Below are 18,815 nucleotides of genomic sequence, written 5' to 3'. Positions count from 1 at the left end.
CAGACACGCGAGCGGCTAAAATTCGACAGGACCGCGACCGCCAAACCAAAGAACACGAATTGAAATGAGGCTGTATCCATAGTTATGCGATCTACTTCCGCGCTACCGGCGGTTGAGTGCTTGAGACAGCCTTGAGTTCCGGAATCGTGCCATCCGTGAGTAGCTCTGACAATTCTCTTGCGATCAGAGCGTGGCCTCCGTCACTCGGATGCTCATCCGCGAGCTGGAAGACCTGATCGATGTCATAGGTGGCGCGATATCCGGGCAAGCCATCCATATACACTGCGCCGTGACTGGTTACGATAGCTTTTAATTCGCGATTCAGTGCATAGGCGTCATATCCTGCCGTCTGGTCTCCAGAAGCAGCCATGATTACCTGCGCGCGCGATGGAAGCTGCACAACTACTAATGGAACCCCGGCAGCCTTTGCCTGGGCACTTATGCTTGCGGCATAACTATCGAATAGTTTCAGGCGTTTCTGCCATAGCTCAGTGGGCTCCGTCTTCATATAACCCGACACGCCATCCCCTACCAGGTAGGACCTGAGAAATTGGCTCTGGCTTTTGTACAGAGTATGCCGGAGAAGTATCGCGGTTCTCGAATAATCCGTCCACACGGATCGCATTGCATCCAGCAAGGATTCGTCTTTAGGGCGGTTCTTCAAAAAAAACAGCGCTTTTGACACTGCGCCTGCTTGTGCCTCTGGTTCCGCTTCCGGCGCTTCCCCGCTGACCTGGACGTCGTAGGGAGTAACGACCCAGAGCAAAAGATCAGGTTTCGGCTCAAGTGCCTGGTTAAACCAGCGTGCGATCAGCTCAGGATGGTTTGCCGTAAGGCCTTCGTCATAAAGTTCTACGTTGCGTCCTGTTAGTTGAGAGAGTTCGATGGGCAGTAATGAAGCGAAGGTTTTTTCCTGAGTAACGCCGAGGCCCATCGCAGTCGACGAACCGAGCATGACGATCCTGTAAGTTCCGGGCGCTTTCTGAGTGCAGGAGAGATCTGTGCGGAACCCACAGCCATTGAAACGGTATTCAATCAATTGCCCTGTATCGGAGTTTCTGCAGACGGTATTCGGCATCACACCGAGGCCCGTTGCTGGATCTTTATACACCAGACATCTGCTGCTCTTTGACGGCGCCCTGTAATAGATGCGCCGCGCGGCGAGTTCGGTAGCAATCACGAGGCCGCTTATCGTCAGAAGGCCGATCAGCGGCAGAATAATCCAATCCTTTGACGAGACTTTGCGATTTCCCTGAACATTGGAGGCGGCGCCGTCAGAGCCCTGGCCTGGAACCGTCATACCAGCGTCGTCTCCTTTACCGTCCCGAAGCCGCTCGATACGACCCTCATCGGGGCGACGTCAGGAGTAGCTCCTTCAACTATCAATTCCCAGCGCGTCAGTCCGGATTCTTCTTCTGCAGTCTTGGTGAATCCGAGTTTGGCATAGTGATCAATGACAAGCTTATTGCGATCCGTAGGCTTGTAAACGCCAAGGAGCTTTTTGATGCCGGCAGCGCGGGCGTGTTCCAGAATCTCACGAAGCACCATGTGCTCAACCTTGCGTCCAAGCACGCGGCAACTCATCAGCCATGTATCGATCTCCCACACTTCGGGTTCGCCTGGCCGACAAATCACAACGCTGATCATGCCGTTGTCGCCAAAAACATCGGTGAGCCGCACCTGAAGCGTAAAGACTTCCGGATCGACCTCAGCCTGAGCTGCTTCAGGATCGGTATAGCGGCGCGTAGTCAGGTTGTACTGATTCGATTTATTGATGAGCTGCACGATGCGCGCTCTGCCAGTTACATCAAAGGGCTGAAACTGAATTGCCATATCCAGCGAGGCCAGATAGGCATCGACGCCGCCTGCCTGCTTTTGCAGCGTCACGCGCCTGGCATTGTCCTGGTAAAAGCCGGCACGCTTCAAATCTTCTGCCGCAAAGGCAACTGCTTCAAAGTAGCCGCCAGCAGCAAGCGTTCTCGCATAAAAGGCTGGATCCTCGGGCAGCTCAGGAACAGCCACCTGCGGCAGCAACTGACGCACGAGGCCACGCTCAACCGGGTTATCATCCAGAAACACCATCGAGTCGAGACCGAGTGAAAGCTCGTTGGCAATGGCTTGAATATTTGTTGCTTTATCGTTCCAGTTGGCCTGGAAAACAGCAATATGATCGAGCTTAAGAAGCATTTCTGGATGCTTCTCAAACGGTTGACGCGCTACTTCGTCTGTATTCTTCGATGAAACGGCAAGAACGATTCCGCGCTGGCGCAGATCCAGCGCCATGCGTTGAACCGCAAGATGGGCTTCTCCCTGCGCATCACCCTGCGCCACCTTGATGCCTTCAAGTCCGTCATCGCCGATCACTCCTCCCCAGACTGTGTTGTCCAGGTCCAGAATGAGAACCTTCCTGCTTTTGCCACGAATGGATGCGATGGTGCGAGCAACATGATCCGCATAGAGCGGTATCAATTCATCCGAAAAGGCGAACTTAGCCATATTCCATAACTGGGGGTTATGCCAATCAGCCAGACCTACTGTTTCCGCAAGCCCTGCAATATCTAACAGCACGTCTCCAGAAGCAAGGACGTAATCCCCAAGCTCTCGATTAATGTTTTCGACCAGATTTCGAAGCGTACCGGGCAACGTGCGATCGAGACTACCGAAGAGCGCCTCTACCGGAGGAGCAAAGGACTGAAAGATACAAAGCGCATTCGAATTTGTCTTAATGCCATTGCTCAGCGCCTGCAGGTAGCCGATTGTTCCCTGCACCGTGCCAGAAGCAGCATCCGGGTCTCCGAGAGAGAGCTTTAAGGGCAGCGCACGATAGTCAAGCGCGAAAAGCACCGCATCCGGCTTAGAGATATTCACCTTGGAGTCAGGCGTAAGCGCTTCTTGCGCGACCTGATCGTAAGAAGGCTGAATTACCTCGAGCGCAATTCCATATCTCAACGCCGAAGCCACGAGAGCAGGCACAATCATTTCGACTGTCGAGTTGCTCAAAATTGCAAGCTTGAACGGCACCAGTGGGCTAAGCGATTTCGGTCCGGAACGCAGCCGATTGAGCGCCTTGGCCAGCTTGGTCAACTGATTGATGTCGAGAGCGGGCAATGCAAGCGCCTGAAGCAGATTGCCCAGGGGCTCTGTTGCGCTATCTATTCCCTTGAGCTTTTCTGAGAACCCTTCTTGTGCGCGTGGAAGCCATTGCAACTCTGAATATAGTGAGTTCATCAGCACGTCTCCGTAGAAGTGATGACTGCCTGAAGGAGATTCCCGGCAGGCTTAGCACCGGCTCTCATATAAGCCAGGTCGAATGTTTTTCAGGACAGTACTTTCTGGAACTTCCCAGCTGCCGCAGGTATCACTCTCTCGCGATACCGATCCAAACGTCTCTAAAAAATAAGCAATAGACCTTCAGGCGCGCGCTTTAATCAGCGCAACAAGTTGGCCTACATTTTCCAGCTTGCCAATTTCCGAGGTCGAAAACTTGATCTTGAATGCTCTTTCAATCGTAAGAATCAGCCGAATGTGCGAGAGACTGTCCCAACCGTCCACGTCCTTGGCCGAAAGTTCAGGATTCACTTGAATATCGTCATCAAAAACGTCGCTGAATATTTCTGTCAGCCGAGCATATATTTGCTGTTCGTCCATTCAAGGCTCCCGTTTCATTTTTATGATGGCAATTAAAAGCTTCTCTAAGATTTTTGGGAGGATTCGCGCTTTCCAGTGCGAACCTATCTCATTGCATTAGCTTGATTTGATAAGAAGCAAACGCCTCTCTAAGCTGAAGGTTAGCACATTCAGCCTCACTGATTCAAGGAACAAACGCCCCTCCCCACTCGCTGTGAATTGAACTGCATCTATGTATTCATGTGTGCGCGATGAGTCGGGATCATTTTCCTTTGCGCATGCGATTACTGATCCACTTTGTTATGCTTTTACTTAGCCGTCACTGCCCTTGAAATCGATGCGAAAACCTTTCTTTCCGCATCTTCCAGAATAGTTATCTAAGTAGAACAGACGGAGACCCAGGATACAGATATGGCCAAACATCTTCATTACAACGCGGCAGATCATATCGCTCCAAACACAGCCGGTGATCCATACCGGCGAGCATCATTTTCAACTGCGAACAAATTACGCAGATTCATCTGGAACTTTTGCTGGCTCTTTTTTTATCGAACTTCGCCGCGTCCATTACATTCCTGGCGATCTTTTCTTCTCAGATCATTCGGCGCGAAGATGGGTCCGAATTGCCACTTCTATCCTGGATCAAAAATATGGGCTCCCTGGAACCTGACCTGCGCTGACCAGGTTACCGCTGGAGATGCTGCTGAAATCTATAACCCTGCCCCGATGCAATTTGGATCGCACGCCATAGTCTCTCAGGGCGCATATATATGCGGCGCCACCCACGATTTCGACGACCCCGCATTTCCACTGCTGGCTTATTCCATGACCATTGGGCCCTATGCCTGGATATGTGCACGTGCATCGGTTTGCCCTGGCGTCCATGTTGGAGAATATGCTGTTCTGGGGCTTGGATCAGTTGCAACTCGCGACCTTGAGCCATGGGGAGTTTATGCAGGCGTACCGGCGGTTAAAGTAAAGACCAGAGAATTCCCGAGCCAGCATTAACTTAAAAGCTTCTGATACAAACTCTGAAGCTGTTGTCCATACTGAGGCCAGGTGTAGGAGCGGGCAATTGTATTAGCGGCCTCTCTACCGATCGACTCCCGCAACGCTTGATCTTTCGCAGCTTCCGCGATGGTTTCAGCCAAACGTTCCACATTATTTAGCGGCACGTAGAAAACTGATTTTCGATCGACGAGAGGCAAACCGGAGCTCTCCGTAGTGATCACTGGTAAACCTGCCGCGGCCGCCTCCATTGCGGAGCGGGAGCAACCTTCAATCAAGGTTGGAAAGACAAATAAATCCGCCTCTGAAAGTGCTGGAAGAATAGCTTCGGGTGGAACAAATGGTGTGTGTGTTAGAAACTCTTTGTCCGAATCTTTTATCCAAATATGTCCGTTTGTTATGTTACCGATTAATCGTAAGCGAACATCTACTCCGCCTTGTCGAACCTTACGAATTGCCTCCAATAAAACGCGTACGCCTTTGCGAAGGTCAAAGTTTCCTGTAAACAATAGCTTGATTGGACCATCGCAATCATAACGCTGTTTAAGATGAAAGTAGCGTGGCGCCACGCCCAGATAACCCACGTCAATTTTCTCGGAAGAGTATCCTTCATCTATAAAGGTTCGCTTAACAAAATCAGAATTCACAAGCAAGCGATCCGCCTGCTCGCAATCGTCGAGCACGACGCGCCATAATCCTTTTTGAACGGTTCCGTCATACTTCAGTCCAGCTTGCGCATATTCGTCTCTAAGCACTGCATGCATATAGGCTGGATGCGCGATGGAATGATCCGTAATTATCTTCATGCCGTTTCCACGTGCCGTGCGGATAGCTCCCCCCTGGCCGGCACCGCTGCGTACATGGAAGATATTTCCATTATGCAAATATTTACGACTTGCCATCCCCATAACTTGAAAAGCCCACGCGGAAGTTATGTATGGCTTGACCAGTCTGGTTTTACTTAGATAGATAAGGCCGCGACCGAGAAATTCAGCGAATGCCAGTGGCCGAATCGTCACGCCGGGCGCTTCCACGCGACGAGCCCGCATGCGGCCGGCCAACCCACGTTCACCAATCAAACGTCCCAGGTGATCAACCAGGGCGTCCGCGTCAGGTCCTGGCACCCAACCCGTGATGAAATCTACCTTCGATCCCGTCGATGCAACAGCCCGGACGGTTTCATGAAAGTGGAGCTTACCTCCGCCTGAAGTAATAATTACTTTCACTTAACCCCTCGTTGAATAATGCACGCGCTTATAGTTTTGAAATCCATTGGCAGGAACTCGCAAGTAGGCTGCGATATGGCTAGACTTCCGACATAGTGTACTTTGCCTGCAATCTGACATTGCAAGCATCAGAAAGCGTGTCAATAACGTGGAGAAACCCTTCCGAGATTGCGGGGGTGCAGAGGAATCTGCGCGCGTGAAAGCGTCTGCGCGATGATCTGGCGGCCAGGCGAATCCGGGTCTAGAACGTCGCAGATAAGCACAATCATAAAGCCCACCGTAACTCTACGTAAGCCACCAAATGGGGAAAACATAATATCCCACAGGAATAACACCAGAAGCGAAATATAGGCTGGCTTTAATGGAAGCTGTGACATTGAGGCTTTGAGAAGTGACTTAACGGTCGACACGAGAATATATATCCAGAATATGCCTCCGAGTATTCCTGCATCAACCCATGCACTCATGAGATGAGAGTGGGCTGGAATCAGACCACCATATCTCGATTCTGATCCTTGCGGCACTTTTATGCCATATTCAGTTTCTATGTCGACAAGCATCTTATGATACTTTGGATCTTTGGCCCAGGATCCGTGCCCAAGTATAGGGCTATCTATCACAGCCCGCGAAGATACAAGGATCTCCGGTCTTCCGCCTATTAGAATTCCCCATCCTGCTGTAGTCTGGACTTCATTTTTCTGCTGGGCTTCATGGCCAAGTGCTCCTGAAGCAGCAAGCAAGGTCATGGTCTTTCCTATCATGGTTCCCGCAATCAAAGTGATTCCTACTGTAACAAGGACCCTGGCTCGTGTTCGGGCCGGGGGAAGAATTCTAACTCGACCTATTCGTTCGGGAATAATCGGCAAAACCAAACAAGCAGAAACAAACATCGTGAGCACGATCGTACGAAAATTAAACAGAATGTTGAAACCGATGTCGCCGATCATTAGCAATCCCACAATTGCATACCGGCCCTGCCCGTAGAAATAGCTGCTGGCAACGGCGACGAGATACAAAATAGACCAGCAATATGCAAATTTAAGAGCGTCTGCCTCTCCTTGATATAGACCGGGCTGCAATTTGGCCGATAGCGTCACTCCGATCGCCAGACCAAAAAGAAAGACCATCTGGCGGCGCATGTTTCCTTTAAGCAGAATCGCAAGTCCTATTAAATCCATCAAAAAGAAGAGGATATTTGCCTGCCCCCTTATCCAATCCTTCAAAGGGGTCAATCTATAAATATCGGTGATAACCTGGCTAAACAGCCAGGCCAGCAGTAAGACAACTATTATGCCCAATCTTCGCTTGCGCAACTGCAGGCGATTGGAATGTACTGCTAACAGAAGTGCAAGTGACGGGATGAGAATTATCTCACTAAGATGAATGTCACCGATCAGTGTAAACGAGTAACAGGATCCAAGGCCGACGAGAAGAGCCAGGATATCGCCAATCAGAGACCTAGCCCACTCGTTTTGCCGCTGACGGCGTCGAGTGACTTGAGGGCCAGTTAGAGTTCCAGTTGCCATAAGCCTCATTCAGCAAATATATCCGTAACAGATATCCCCGAGAGCCGTCTTGTAAGCACTACTGACGTTTAGCTGGAATAGTTGAGATCGACATTCGAAGTTTACCTCTCACGCGATGATTCAAGTGCTGAGCAGTTTTTGGATAGCATTGAATATTTACGACTCGCGTTCTGCCTCTTTCTCTCCCTCCGATTCGCGCGGCCCATAGTAGTTGTAGTATTGACGTCCGTAATACTCGGAGTATTCTGGTGCGCCGAAATCAACCATATTGAGTGCGACTCCCAGCAGGTTCGCGCCGGAGCGCTGCAATAACTCAACGCTGCGAGAGATTACCTGGCGTCGCGCCTCTCCATAACGAACTATGAGCACCGCGCCATCGACGAGGCGGCCGAGTACCGAAGCATCAGTTACCGTGAGCACGGGAGGGGTATCGATGAAGATGAAATCGTACTCCGGACGAAGGTCGGCGATGAGGTTCTCCATCTGCTTGGATCCAAGCAGTTCGGAGGGCAGTGGCGGCAGCGGGCCAGCAAGCAAGAGGTGCAGATTGGGAAGCTCAGGCCACACCTGGACGGCTTCTTTCCATGTTGTCTTGCCCGAAAGCACCGAAGAAAGCCCTGCATTGCGGGAAGAGTTCGCGTCGATATATTCGCCTTTGACGCGAAGGTGAACCGCGGGCCGACGCAAGTCAGCGTCGATCAGTAAAACTTTCGCTCCGTTGAGAGCAAAGATGATTGCCTCAAGGATAGCAATAGAAGTTTTTCCTTCCGCGGGGCGCGTACTGGATATCATCAGAACCTGCGGGGGCGCACCTGCTGTGGAAAGCAGAATCGATGTTCTGAGGCCCCGCAATGCTTCGCCTATCTTAGACCAGGATCCACTTTGTCCGGAGGCTGCATGCTTAATGAAATTAACTGCACGTATCTCAGGCCCTTCTACCTTGGGAAGTACTGCAAGAAGTGGAAGGTTCAACGAAGTTTCGACATCCTCAATCGTACGAAGGTTCGTGTCCATTGCCTCCATAATCAGGGCAAGAATACCGCCTAAAATCAAGCCTACTGCCAGACCACCACCCATATTCAGGAGTTTATGAGGCTCACTTGGAAAGGTCGGAGTATCTGCATCTTCGACAATATGAACCGACGTGGAATGCAGACCTGCCAAAATTCCGGCCTCTTGCAAGCGCTCCTGGATACCGTCGTACAACAATCGATTTGCCTGGTATTCTTCGCGTGCAAGTTCAAACTGGATGGCTTTCGAGCTGTCCTTATAAGCGTTCTGCTCTTCCTGATCCAAGGCTGCACGCAGCTGACCTTCGTTTGATTGCGCTGAATTGAATGCGGTCTGCGCCTTTGCAACTTGAGCGGCTTCTGCTTTGATGATTTCCGCTTGAAGAGTCTCTATTTGCCCCTTCAGTGCCTGCACACCCTGGTATGCAGGTCCATAGGTTTGAGTCATAGCTGCATACTGAGTTCTGAGCTGAGCCAGATTCTCTCTGGAAATCTGCAATGCCGCATCCTGGGGCGAAAAAGCATCTACAACTCCCGGGGCAGAACCCAACAATGATCTATATGCAGCCTCTTTGAGCATTCGATCAGCCTGCGCATCTGCCAGGATTTTATTCAACTCTGCCAAATGCGATACAGTAACGCTCTGCTCCTGCTGCCCTATTCCTACAATACCGACGTCTTTTTGAAGGGCAACCATGCGCTCTTGACTTGTCTGCAGATTGGCTTTCAGCGTGTCGAGCTGCCCATTCAACCACGTTGATATTTTCTGTGTAGAACCATAACTTTCCTTAAATGAATATTCGATGTATTTATCAACAAGAGTATGTGCAATTAAAGCGGATAAATCAGGACGCCGGGTTGTTACATATATCTCAATGAGGCTTGTTTGGGTCAGCCGGGTTATTTTCAAAGAACCCAAAAAAGCGTCGATCAGAAATAAGCGGTCAGCCGGTTTCGATAAATCCCAAGGGCGCTCTTTCCATTTAAGAAAATCTGGATCCTTGTCTAAATGCAGCGATTGAATCGTATCCAGCGCCAGCGTCCTGCTGCGCATTTTTTCAATCTCTGTATCGATCTTCTGAGCGTCCATGTCGCCGCCGGCAGCAGCGCCTGCGATCTGCTCAAGACGGAATTCGCCCGAAATATCGCCTGTAACCTCTATCTTGGCCCTTGCCGTATACATGCGCGTCATCACGAAGTTTGCCGCAATGGCAATGACCAAGCCGATAGCCCCTGCAACCAAGACAATCCATCCACGCTTTTTAACCAGCTGTATCAGGCGATCCATCGAAACTTCTTCAGAAGCTCCATTGCCTTGCCTGAACCGTTGAGAAGGTGGTTCAATTTCGGTGATACTGGGTTTCTCGTTGATCAATGTAGATGCCTCATGTTGTCTTGATGAAGTTAGAACTTAGCGAAGAAATTGAATTGAAAATTCCAGATTATACTGGAAATTTTACATGAACTGCTTGCTTGGTATTGTTAGCAACGGTGCCTGGCACAGCAGCTTTCGCTCCCTTGGCCCATTGTTCGGCTACATCCAATAGAGTCTCCGCCCAGCGGCGCGGGGAAAATTGGAGAGAGAGAGAATGACTTGCACGAGACATCTCGCCAAGGCGCTCATCCGCCATAGCGCTTACTCGCTCCAAAAGAGCCGCTAAACCAGACGCATCTTTTCCGCCGAAGATATAGCCGTTGTAGTTATCCTGGACCAAATGGACAGCTGCTCCCACATTTTCTGAGGCCAGGATCAGTAGACCGGCAGACGCAGCCTCATGTACTACAACTGCCCACGGCTCAAAGTCACTTGGCAGGACAAGGCATCCTGCATGTCCAAATCGAGAGCGCAATTGTTCGGGCTGTAAAAAACCTTCAATCTGAATGCCGGGCTTATTCTCCAGGAGAGTTCGTAAGGGGCCAGCACCGCAGCAAATCAGAGGCCAGGGATTGGAAGTATGCGCACGATACATCTCATACGCTTTGACCAGTGTGTCAATTCCCTTGTCTCGAACAAATCTGCCCACAAATAAAAATGCGTGGGAGACTGACGATCCTGCCAAAAGCCTGTCAGAGTGGATTGCTTCGAGGTAGCGTTGATCGCAGCAATAGAGGCCGCGAAGAATTTCTCGCTGTTCAAACCCAAGCTTCCGAGCAAAAACCGCCTGTCGTTCTCCCGGCAGCCATACTGCATCCGCTAGCGGCCGTATATAAAATGGTGCAATCCACGTGGCCAAACGCTGCTTCGCGGTTCCTAACCAGCAGTTGTCCATCGTCATGATTCGCAGACATTTTCCAGCAAACGCTTTCGCCATACGGCGGTACGCCGGAACGGCCCATCCAGCGAAGATCAAAACTTCAGGATTGAATTCTCGAAGTTTTGGTTCGAGCGCGTCGAGTTCGCCATTCTCGCGCCACATGAAGCGATTCTGCATCCACGCGAACTGACTCTCATCGAACGGAGCATCAAGTGCCGGCGCTTTATGCGAAACAAAAAGCTGGACTCCCTCGCGGCTGGCGAGTTCCTGGAGACACGCGTTCAGATATCCGGAAAGTCCTGTCCAGAGAATGCCGATCCTCACGCGCTCACCTGCCTTCCCATTTCCGTTATCGAACAATACCGACACGCCGCAGTGCTGCCTCACCCCGATAGAGCAACTGTCGAAGTTTATCCGTGGCACGCCAATCTCGTCCCCGAATATCCCGGAAGACGCGTTTTTTGTCCTGGAAATATAGCTTCTGAAGCCTCTGTGATCCAGTAATCGATTGGCTATGAACGCGGAATCTGCTCAGATCGGCGTCAATATATCCGACCTTAGCGCCGCGATGCGCCATGGTAACGAATAATTCGCCATCCCAGCAGGTTCGGGTTATCGGATTGAATCCGGGCGAGTTTAAATACGCCTTCCGGCGAAAGAAAGTGGACTGTTGAAGAAATTGTGTGCCGCCATAGAGATAACGATCTACGGTGAATTTCCGCGATCTCACATGACGGACCGGCTTGTTCTCGACGTCCACGATGTAGCCATTTCCCATGACAATGTCATAGTCGGGATGCGATTGAAAGAAGTCGGCAATATGCTGTAAGGAACCTGGTTCAAGAAGGTCGTCCGAGTTAAGAAACCCGCAGATATCTCCAGTGGCCAGCGCAAAGCCTTTTCTTAAACCATCTGAAGCACCCTTATCAGGCTCAAAAACCATGTGCTGAATCCCAGACGCGTAACTCTGAATCAGCTCGCGGCTTCCGTCAGTGGATCCTGGATCAATCACAATGTATTCCAGATCCGGATATCCCTGGAGTAACACCGACTCAAGCGCCTCTCGCAGAAAAGCGCACTGATTAAATGACAGTGTTACGATACTGATCTTCATTTGGTCTCCACCTTGTGGCGTCTCGATTGAACAAGCGCAGCGCCTGAAAACTAACCTGACTGATCAAACCAGCCACGGCCGCAGTATTCGACCTTTTCGAAGCACGTCTTGCCGGCTTTAGACGCAATCCAACTTCATCGACCTGCATATACATTTAGCGTTGTGTTGCCTATTTGAGCTACGTACCCAAACATGTTCACGAGAGCGTATTTCGCGCCGCTTAGAGGGACGTAAATAATGTCATCTTCCCGAATAACAGGATCCGCTGCTTTCGCATTTAATATTTTGCCCATATCGATCTGCTGCACGACTCTTGATCCATCCGGAAGCGTGTGAATAAGCATGGTATGCCCCCGGTTCGCAGTGATCAGCGCACCTGACGCCAAGGCAACAAGTTGCGATGCAGTAGTAACCTGTGAGGCACATACAGGATAAGCTCCAGGTCTTAAGACATTCCCGCCAATATATGCGACTCCGCAAGGCTTCACGACAACTCGAGATCCTGCTTGCAGCACTCGGTCGAATACAGCCGTATTATGCAGAGTTGGATCCCAGGGAATCAGGGTTTTTTGATCCGGCGCAGAGTCACTTGATATTTCGATAATTCTGCCGGCACCGGTTGCTAAACCACCAGCCATAGCCAGGATATCGGAGAGCATATGCTTTCCTGTTGGTGCGTAAATCCCTGGACTCTTAACCTCACCCAGGACAGTGATGCCAGTCGAGGCTCCATCAACAGTGACCAGAACATGTGGATGGACTACAAGGTTGCTATCCATTAGCATTTTTTCAATGAGGGCTGACGCGCTGGCACTATTCAATCCCGCGAAATGCACAATACCTAGATAAGGGACAGGAACATCGCCGCTCATGGAAACTCGCGCAACCGTGGAGAAGTCAGGCGCGTTGGATACTGTAATGGCTACCGTTTCGCCGGAAAATATCGGCTCGTCCGTCACACCCATCGTCGACGACGGGGCACTTCCGGAGCGCGCCTGCGCAAATGAAGAAGCCGCACCTGATAACTGCGCGAAAGAAGATCTCTGGCAGGCGATTACAGTAACTATGAATAAAACCCGCAAAGCCGCGGCACCGCCTGTAAGGCGATTACAGAAGAAATGAAATGAATTTCCAAGTATCACAGCTTAACGGACTCCCTTCACACACTCATCCAACAGTCGGCTTTCAAAAATCTGTATGGGATCATCATTTGCAAATTGAGATAGAGGCTTTGGACACAGAATTTTTTAGCGAAAGCCTTGCACATGCCCGGATGGTCAATTTGGTTTCCAGGTGACACAAGTGCATCTGCACCTGCATCTTGCGCTTCGCAAGCACTTCTCCGCATATTTCAATATTCAAGAAAGCCCTCACGCATCCCTAGCTGTCTTAAATTCAAAGCAATGAGGCCGCCTAATTTCAGCAACTTATATAGTGCGCCCCGAACGATACAGCACGAACGCTTGTTTCTTAATTAAGTCTTAGATTTTGGTTGCAGTTTCCATATAGTCCAGTTGGCTAAAGGCGCAACTACGATTCGTTCAATTGCCTGACAATTTCGATAGTGACTTGACCAGCTCTGCTCAGTTACGCTGATCGAGATAGGCTTGCGATAGCACTAAGAATCTTCATAGTGATTTTACCATCTAGCATTGATACTTGCAAAGTTCAAACGCTGAAATAATTTCCTATTTTTCAGTATCTTAAACCTCATCCGACGGCATTTGGCAGTTTGTCTTTGTACCGGATGAGGAGTGGAACGAGTCTTCTGGCGTCCCAGTATCTAGCGCCGTATTTTGAGGGGCTGGAGAGGCTTCTCCAGAGCCATCCGAGGCCGAGGTCGTCTGCCCATGCGGGTATGCGGACCTGGTCGCCGGAGAGGAAAGAGATGGCGGCGCCGATGCCGTGGATGGCGGGCTGGTAGCTGAGCTTCTGCTTGAGGTAGAAGCCGAGCGGCTCCTGGGTTCCTCCACCGATGCCGAGGAGGATGTGCTGCGGGCGGCGCTCGTTGAGCCGGCGCAGCAGCTCCGGGTCGTCGATGATCCTGTCGTACATCGGTGCCAGGTAGACGTCGTCTTCCGTGACGGCGGTGCCGTTGGCCTGCAGCCAGCTGAGATTGCGCTGAGCCGCGGCCGGGGTCGGCATGATCCAGAAGCTGCTGCCGGGCTGATGAAACTCCGGCTGCTCAAGCAGCACGCGCAGGTACTTCAGGCCGGAGAGCTTGGGGATGTGGTCGCGCTGGATCAGGTTCCACAAGAGCACCATGAGGGTGCTGTCGGCGATGGCGAAGTCGGCGCCCAGCAGGGCATCGCGATAGCGAAGATCATGGGCCAGGTTCTTCAGCGCCGGAGCCGCGGGAACCACCACCAGGCCGCCGCTCTGGCGAACCTGGTCGATCGCCTCCTGGGCATCGGCCACGATGAAGCGTATTCCAAGGATGCGCTGGAAATGGACAGGTCGGTTGATGGCCTGTTCTCCTTCGGCAAGGTGTTCAGAAGTGTGGCGCCGGAGAACCGGCGCCGTGCTTACTTGACGGCCACGCCGGCCAGCATCTGCTCTTCGATCCACGACATGGTCTTGGCCATGCCGTCGCGCAGGCGGATGGAAGGCTCCCAGCCGAGATACTTCTGGATCAGCGTGTTGTCGCTGTTGCGCCCGTTGACGCCCTTAGGCGCGTCGAGCTTGTAGTTGCGCTTCAGCTTCACGCCGGCGATCTCCTCAGCCATATCCACAAGCTGGTTGATGGTGACCATTTCGCTCGAGCCAAGGTTGATCGGCTCCAGGATGTCGCTCTCATAGATCGATGCCACGCCCTGCGTGCAGTCATCCACATACATGAAGCTGCGCGTCTGGTGGCCGTCGCCCCAGATCTCGATCTCATGCTTGCCCGAGTGCTTAGCTTCAAGCACCTTGCGGCTCACCGCCGCAGGCGCCTTCTCGCGGCCGCCGGTCCAGGTGCCCTGCGGGCCGTAGACGTTGTGGAAGCGCGCCACGCGGGTCTCGAGACCAAAGTCCTCACGGAAGTGGCGGCACATGCGCTCGCTGAAGAGCTTCTCCCAGCCGTAGCCATCTTCCGGCAGCGCGGGATAAGCATCTTCTTCCTTGAGGGGAGTCAGGTTGGCGTCCTTCTGCTTGTCGCCGTTGTAAACGCAGGCCGAAGAAGAGTAGAAGAAGCCCTTCACGCCCGCCTCGCGCGCCGCCAGGAGCATGTGCGTATTGGTCAGCACGCTCAGCATGCACAGAGCCTTGTTGTGCTCGATGAAGCCCATGCCGCCCATGTCGGCGGCCAGCTGAAAGACTCCGTCGATGCCTTCGACTGCCTCGTGGCTGGCTTCGATCTTCTTCAGATCCAGCACCCGGTTATCCGCAGACGAGTTCTTCTGATACCACTCATCGATAGGCTTGATGTCCACGGCACGAACACTGGCCGCGCCATCGGCATACAGCTTGTTCACCAAATGACCGCCAATAAATCCGCCCGCTCCGCATACCAACACGTGTGCCCCGCGTATCTGCATCGGCTCCGCTCCTTGTAGTTGGGTTCTCTTGCGCTACTACTAATTGCTCTACTACTAGATACTCAGCAATGAATACGATAGAAAATGAAAGAACATCATCCGAAAATAAGGATCAAATTAAGATCAAAATTACGCAATCAAATCAATATCAACACTGCACAAAGTATAACATCAGCGTCGCTGTTATCGAGCGATACTTAAGGCCTGAGAAGCTTGGTGAAGTATCTTCATGCAGCTATGAAAATATGCAATAGTTCGTTTGAAGTTCGTATGATTATGTTGACTGCAGAAGTAACTGTGTCTGTTACAAAAATTTCCATCTTGATCCGATGTATATCGTGTGAAAGATATCGAAACTTAACAATCGTGTAGACGAAAAAACTATGAAGTATCGTAACAAACAAAAGGATCGGGCACTTATTCCCAGGTCGCTGCAAGTATGTATGTTTTGCGTTACCAGGAGAATTTGATGCCCGAGAAACTCTGGCTCCTCCGGTAGGACTCAAACCAACAATCCTTCGGTTAACAGCCGAATGCTCGTGTTTGAATTATACATGCTTTCAACGGAGTACAGAAGAGCCAAAAGGAATCATCGGAGCCTCTTCGGCACACAATTCGGCCATTGATAAGGCACGCTTGGCCTAACCGCTTCTGGAAACCTGGTCGTGGACAGAACAGTTAGAAGTCGGAGAAGTCGAGAAATGAGGCGGTGGGGTAATTGTTGTCGACCTCTCCCGTGACAGCAAAGCGGAAACGCGTAACTCATTGAAACCAGGCGTAGCGGATGGCTCCTTGAAGCGCCCAAAGGCACCCAGAGTAGCAGTCGTCGAACCCTTATCAAACCCATGACCTCTGTCCACTTGACCTCCGTCCAGTCCCCTTGGAGAGCAAACTTGGGGACGCGTGTAAGCAAACACAAGCCGACTTTGCAGCATAAATCACTCAGCGCTCTGACTCGCCCTCGCGCTTTCTGCGCTGATAGGCGGCGACTTTAAGTTTGTTGCCGCAGATGTTCATGCTGCACCAGCGACGGGACCCTTTCTTGCTCGTGTCAAAAAAGTGCACGACACACACTGCGCATTGGCGAATTCAGTCGATCTCCGGTTCCCTCAGCAGGTCCGCGGCACAGTCGAAGATGAGCAACCGTCTTTCAGTTGCTCGCGGTATCGCTCGCGAACGCTTTCGTGCGCAGAAGAAGTTCTCGGAGTCTCAATTGTTTCTCCGTGTGCGGTGCAACTTGACGAGGATGACGTCATTGCTGTTCATCGGCAGAGTCTACTCAACTGAGCCTGCTGAGTTGCTTTGCATTGCCTTGTCGCTCTCCGGCAGATCGCGTGCGAGCTTGGCCAGGTGCGCGATCTGCGCCGGGTCAGGTCTTTGGGAGATCCCATCTCCATGTATGCGGAATAAGCATCATTCGCATGATATCCGGTTCGATAGACTTCCACGCGGTAAGCGGTATTCGACGCGAGATGGGTAACTTGCAACTTCAGGGGCGCGGCCGGGTGGCAAGGAAGCGGCTTTGTATAGAAGGACCGATTACTAACCTTCTGAACCTGCTGCTCAAAGCCTCAAATGACGGCGGCGTTTCCATCTTGAGTGGACATGTCTCGCCGAAGGTAGGCGCATCGGCATGAACGCCATCGTCGTCATGGACTAACCACTGAACTAGTTTAGTGATGTGATTTTCAGGAAGAACACGTCATTGGTACGCAGAGCCATCTGCTGCATCAGGTGTCCGTCCGTGACCGCAACATCGGTCTCAGAAATAGGCGATCCGTCGCTGGTCTTCTTCAGAGCCTCAACCTGCGCCCGTGTCAGTTGATTCGGAGCATGCATCTCCACATACGCTGTATATGCGTCGTTGCGCTTGTACCCGGTCTGATAGAGAGCCACGTGATAGCGCCCATTCGGCACATGCGTCAGGTCAAGTTCAACCGAGCCCAAGTCCGTCGCCGGCTGCTCCAGCTTGTAAAACGTCTGGTCTGTCTGTCCCGTTGGCGGCGCCACCGGCAAGTAGTCCCACAGCAGCACCTGCATCGACCCGTCTGGAGACTTCGTCACCCACGACCGCGCGTCGTCCGTCTGCACATCGTCCTTACCCAGCTGGCTCAGAAACTTAAAGGCATAGAACGAAGGCTTTTTGATTCCCTCAAGGTTGATCATCCCAAAACCACCATGAAACGGCGTAAACCGCGGCCCTTGCTCTTCAAAGATGTCCGTGAACGTCCAATACGACATCGAGTCCACATAGGGCGTTCCCCGCCGCACCTTATCCAGAATGAAGCTAGCCTGGTGGTACTGGTCGTGCATGTAGTCAGTCGGCGTGTAGGACGAACTCCACTCCGTAATGTGAATCTCAAGATTCGGCAGCGCCGAAGCCTTCACAAGCTCCCGTGCGTGCTGCATCCTGCCGCTGACGGCGTCGGGGTCAGGGTCGAGAATCGTGCCCTCCGTTCCGTCCGGGTCAACGAATCCACGCTTGATTGCATATGTGTGCTCCGAAATAAAGTCGACTGGCTCGTGACTGATGGCCACCCACTTCTCAAACGCCTCTGCTGTATACTGAGCCGCAGCAGCAGGACCGCCGACCCGGCACTTCGGGCACTCCTCCTTCACGGCCTCCGAGGTCGTTTTGTAGAGTTTGAAGTACTCGTTCATCGAGCCCGACCAGAACATCTTGAGATCCGGCTCGTTCCACACCTCGAAGTACCACTGCGTTATCTCAGCCTCGCCATAGCGCTCTTTCCAGTGCGCCAGCAGCGCGCGAATCAGCATCGCCCACTTCGCCGGGTCCTTCGGCGGCGTCACATTCCCCTTCCACCAGAACACCGTCTTCGTGCCGCTCGCCAGCTTGCTTGGCATAAAACTTAACTCGACGAACGGTCGTATGTGCTGCTTCAGCAACGCATCATACAGCGTATCGACATACTGGAAGTTGAACCGCGGATTCCCCTGCTTGTCCTCGGTGTAGACACCCATCTCATCGCATAACAGCCCATGCATCCGCAGGTACTTGAAGCCGATCTCGTTCTGAACCACAGCCAGCTGCTCCTGCCAGTCTGCGCGCAGCCCTTCCTCGGCACGACCAGCGCCGACGACGCGTAACGGAACCTCGCTGTGAGGCCCGGTCACCTTCGCCATATCCGCATGAATCACACGTGTCTGCTGCGACGAAGCGGAAGCTGCGATCAGCACCGCCAGAACATTTGGAAGAAGCGCCCACTTAGGGCCGCGAACTGAAGGAATATGCAAGTTAGCCTCCGGAGGATTGGGACAGACAGCCTAGAAATAGAGGGGACATGATACCTTTCGTAGCAATCTCAGCTGATTGGCGCCTGGGGGCATCGGTTTGTGGGCAGCCCGAGCAGTCGGTTTCCTGTCAGTAAAGTTTGTAAGCAGGCGCAAGATGGATTTTGCCTCCACAAAGGTAACCATTTCTACCATTCGAAATTAAGAAGAAGCCATCAGCATGATGGTTAATGGATTAGGTTATCGTCGAGTTGATGTATCGTAAGCGTCCAGAATTCC

Annotated in this window: 15 protein-coding genes and 1 tRNA gene; 2 read left to right on the top strand and 14 right to left on the bottom strand. The window is 52.0% G+C overall.

The window, feature by feature from the left end:
• Positions 1–91: 91 nt before the first annotated feature.
• From VO84_RS01210 to VO84_RS01200, 3 genes are all read right to left on the bottom strand, one after another.
• Positions 92–1,300 (bottom strand): SGNH/GDSL hydrolase family protein, encoded by a 1,209-nt coding sequence (locus tag VO84_RS01210; protein ID WP_058185447.1) that lies wholly within the window; start codon positions 1,298–1,300, stop codon positions 92–94.
• The gene (locus tag VO84_RS01205) at positions 1,297–3,228 is read right to left on the bottom strand and encodes an HAD-IIIC family phosphatase (RefSeq protein ID WP_058185446.1); all 1,932 of its coding nucleotides are present in this window, start codon (positions 3,226–3,228) and stop codon (positions 1,297–1,299) included. The genes VO84_RS01210 and VO84_RS01205 overlap by 4 nt, the downstream gene beginning before the upstream one ends.
• Positions 3,229–3,411: 183 nt before the next feature.
• Positions 3,412–3,648, bottom strand: coding sequence for an acyl carrier protein (locus VO84_RS01200; protein ID WP_058185445.1), 237 nt, complete (start codon positions 3,646–3,648; stop codon positions 3,412–3,414).
• A gap of 390 nt (positions 3,649–4,038) precedes the next feature.
• Here VO84_RS01200 and VO84_RS21965 point away from each other — a divergent pair, with 390 nt between their 5' ends.
• Positions 4,039–4,635 (top strand): LbetaH domain-containing protein, encoded by a 597-nt coding sequence (locus tag VO84_RS21965; RefSeq protein WP_082661596.1) that lies wholly within the window; start codon positions 4,039–4,041, stop codon positions 4,633–4,635.
• Here the strand turns inward: VO84_RS21965 and VO84_RS01195 are convergent.
• From VO84_RS01195 to VO84_RS01170, 6 genes are all read right to left on the bottom strand, one after another.
• Positions 4,632–5,861, bottom strand: a complete 1,230-nt coding sequence (locus tag VO84_RS01195; protein ID WP_058185444.1) for a glycosyltransferase family 4 protein — start codon at positions 5,859–5,861, stop codon at positions 4,632–4,634. The two genes, VO84_RS21965 and VO84_RS01195, sit on opposite strands and share 4 nt — an antisense overlap.
• 140 nt (positions 5,862–6,001) lie before the next feature.
• Positions 6,002–7,387: a hypothetical protein gene (locus VO84_RS01190; RefSeq protein WP_058185443.1), complete on the bottom strand. Its 1,386-nt coding sequence runs from the start codon at positions 7,385–7,387 to the stop codon at positions 6,002–6,004.
• A gap of 156 nt (positions 7,388–7,543) precedes the next feature.
• Complete coding sequence (locus VO84_RS01185) at positions 7,544–9,772, bottom strand: GumC family protein (RefSeq protein ID WP_157439654.1); 2,229 nt, start codon at positions 9,770–9,772, stop codon at positions 7,544–7,546.
• Between the two features lie 67 nt (positions 9,773–9,839).
• A complete protein-coding gene (locus VO84_RS01180) occupies positions 9,840–10,829 on the bottom strand; it encodes a glycosyltransferase family 4 protein (RefSeq protein WP_197413850.1) in 990 nt (329 codons plus the stop codon).
• Positions 10,830–11,001: 172 nt separating this feature from the next.
• Positions 11,002–11,766: a glycosyltransferase family 2 protein gene (locus VO84_RS01175; RefSeq protein WP_058185440.1), complete on the bottom strand. Its 765-nt coding sequence runs from the start codon at positions 11,764–11,766 to the stop codon at positions 11,002–11,004.
• A gap of 134 nt (positions 11,767–11,900) precedes the next feature.
• Entirely contained in the window at positions 11,901–12,731 is an 831-nt protein-coding gene (locus VO84_RS01170; protein ID WP_082661595.1) for a polysaccharide biosynthesis/export family protein, read from the bottom strand.
• On the opposite strand from VO84_RS01170, the gene VO84_RS22975 reads away from it, so the two are divergent.
• On the top strand, positions 12,637–12,888 hold the full coding sequence (locus tag VO84_RS22975; protein WP_058185438.1) for a hypothetical protein: 252 nt from the start codon (positions 12,637–12,639) through the stop codon (positions 12,886–12,888). The genes VO84_RS01170 and VO84_RS22975 overlap by 95 nt on opposite strands.
• Before the next feature lie 588 nt (positions 12,889–13,476).
• Here the strand turns inward: VO84_RS22975 and VO84_RS01160 are convergent.
• The 5 genes from VO84_RS01160 to VO84_RS01150 all read right to left on the bottom strand — a co-directional run bounded on the left by VO84_RS01160 (position 13,477) and on the right by VO84_RS01150 (position 18,539).
• A complete protein-coding gene (locus tag VO84_RS01160; RefSeq protein WP_231737730.1) occupies positions 13,477–14,184 on the bottom strand; it encodes a WecB/TagA/CpsF family glycosyltransferase in 708 nt (235 codons plus the stop codon).
• 107 nt (positions 14,185–14,291) lie between these two features.
• Positions 14,292–15,284 (bottom strand): NAD-dependent epimerase/dehydratase family protein, encoded by a 993-nt coding sequence (locus VO84_RS01155; protein WP_058185437.1) that lies wholly within the window; start codon positions 15,282–15,284, stop codon positions 14,292–14,294.
• Between the two features lie 484 nt (positions 15,285–15,768).
• A tRNA-Asn gene (locus VO84_RS22350) sits at positions 15,769–15,862 on the bottom strand.
• A gap of 364 nt (positions 15,863–16,226) precedes the next feature.
• Positions 16,227–16,373 carry a CGNR zinc finger domain-containing protein gene (locus VO84_RS23245; RefSeq protein WP_082661594.1) on the bottom strand — a complete coding sequence of 49 codons (147 nt, stop codon included), beginning with the start codon at positions 16,371–16,373 and terminating at the stop codon, positions 16,227–16,229.
• Positions 16,374–16,952: 579 nt separating this feature from the next.
• Entirely contained in the window at positions 16,953–18,539 is a 1,587-nt protein-coding gene (locus VO84_RS01150) for a GH39 family glycosyl hydrolase (RefSeq protein ID WP_197413848.1), read from the bottom strand.
• Positions 18,540–18,815 lie beyond the last annotated feature (276 nt).

It is taken from the genome of Occallatibacter gabretensis (genome assembly GCF_001449115.1).
Taxonomy (GTDB): Bacteria; Acidobacteriota; Terriglobia; order Terriglobales; family Acidobacteriaceae; genus Telmatobacter; species Telmatobacter gabretensis.
The sequence above is the reverse complement of the archived record's forward strand: the minus strand, read 5'-3'. Positions and strand labels throughout refer to the sequence as shown.

Coding starts and splice junctions, on each gene's coding strand:
- VO84_RS01180 (WP_197413850.1), bottom strand. CDS start 10,829: ATGCAGAATCGCTTCATGTGGCGCGAGAATGGCGAACTCGACGCGCTC.
- VO84_RS01170 (WP_082661595.1), bottom strand. CDS start 12,731: ATGGGTGTGACGGACGAGCCGATATTTTCCGGCGAAACGGTAGCCATT.
- VO84_RS22975 (WP_058185438.1), top strand. CDS start 12,637: ATGGAAACTCGCGCAACCGTGGAGAAGTCAGGCGCGTTGGATACTGTA.
- VO84_RS01190 (WP_058185443.1), bottom strand. CDS start 7,387: ATGGCAACTGGAACTCTAACTGGCCCTCAAGTCACTCGACGCCGTCAG.
- VO84_RS01155 (WP_058185437.1), bottom strand. CDS start 15,284: ATGCAGATACGCGGGGCACACGTGTTGGTATGCGGAGCGGGCGGATTT.
- VO84_RS01210 (WP_058185447.1), bottom strand. CDS start 1,300: ATGACGGTTCCAGGCCAGGGCTCTGACGGCGCCGCCTCCAATGTTCAG.
- VO84_RS01175 (WP_058185440.1), bottom strand. CDS start 11,766: ATGAAGATCAGTATCGTAACACTGTCATTTAATCAGTGCGCTTTTCTG.
- VO84_RS21965 (WP_082661596.1), top strand. CDS start 4,039: ATGGCCAAACATCTTCATTACAACGCGGCAGATCATATCGCTCCAAAC.
- VO84_RS01200 (WP_058185445.1), bottom strand. CDS start 3,648: ATGGACGAACAGCAAATATATGCTCGGCTGACAGAAATATTCAGCGAC.
- VO84_RS01205 (WP_058185446.1), bottom strand. CDS start 3,228: ATGAACTCACTATATTCAGAGTTGCAATGGCTTCCACGCGCACAAGAA.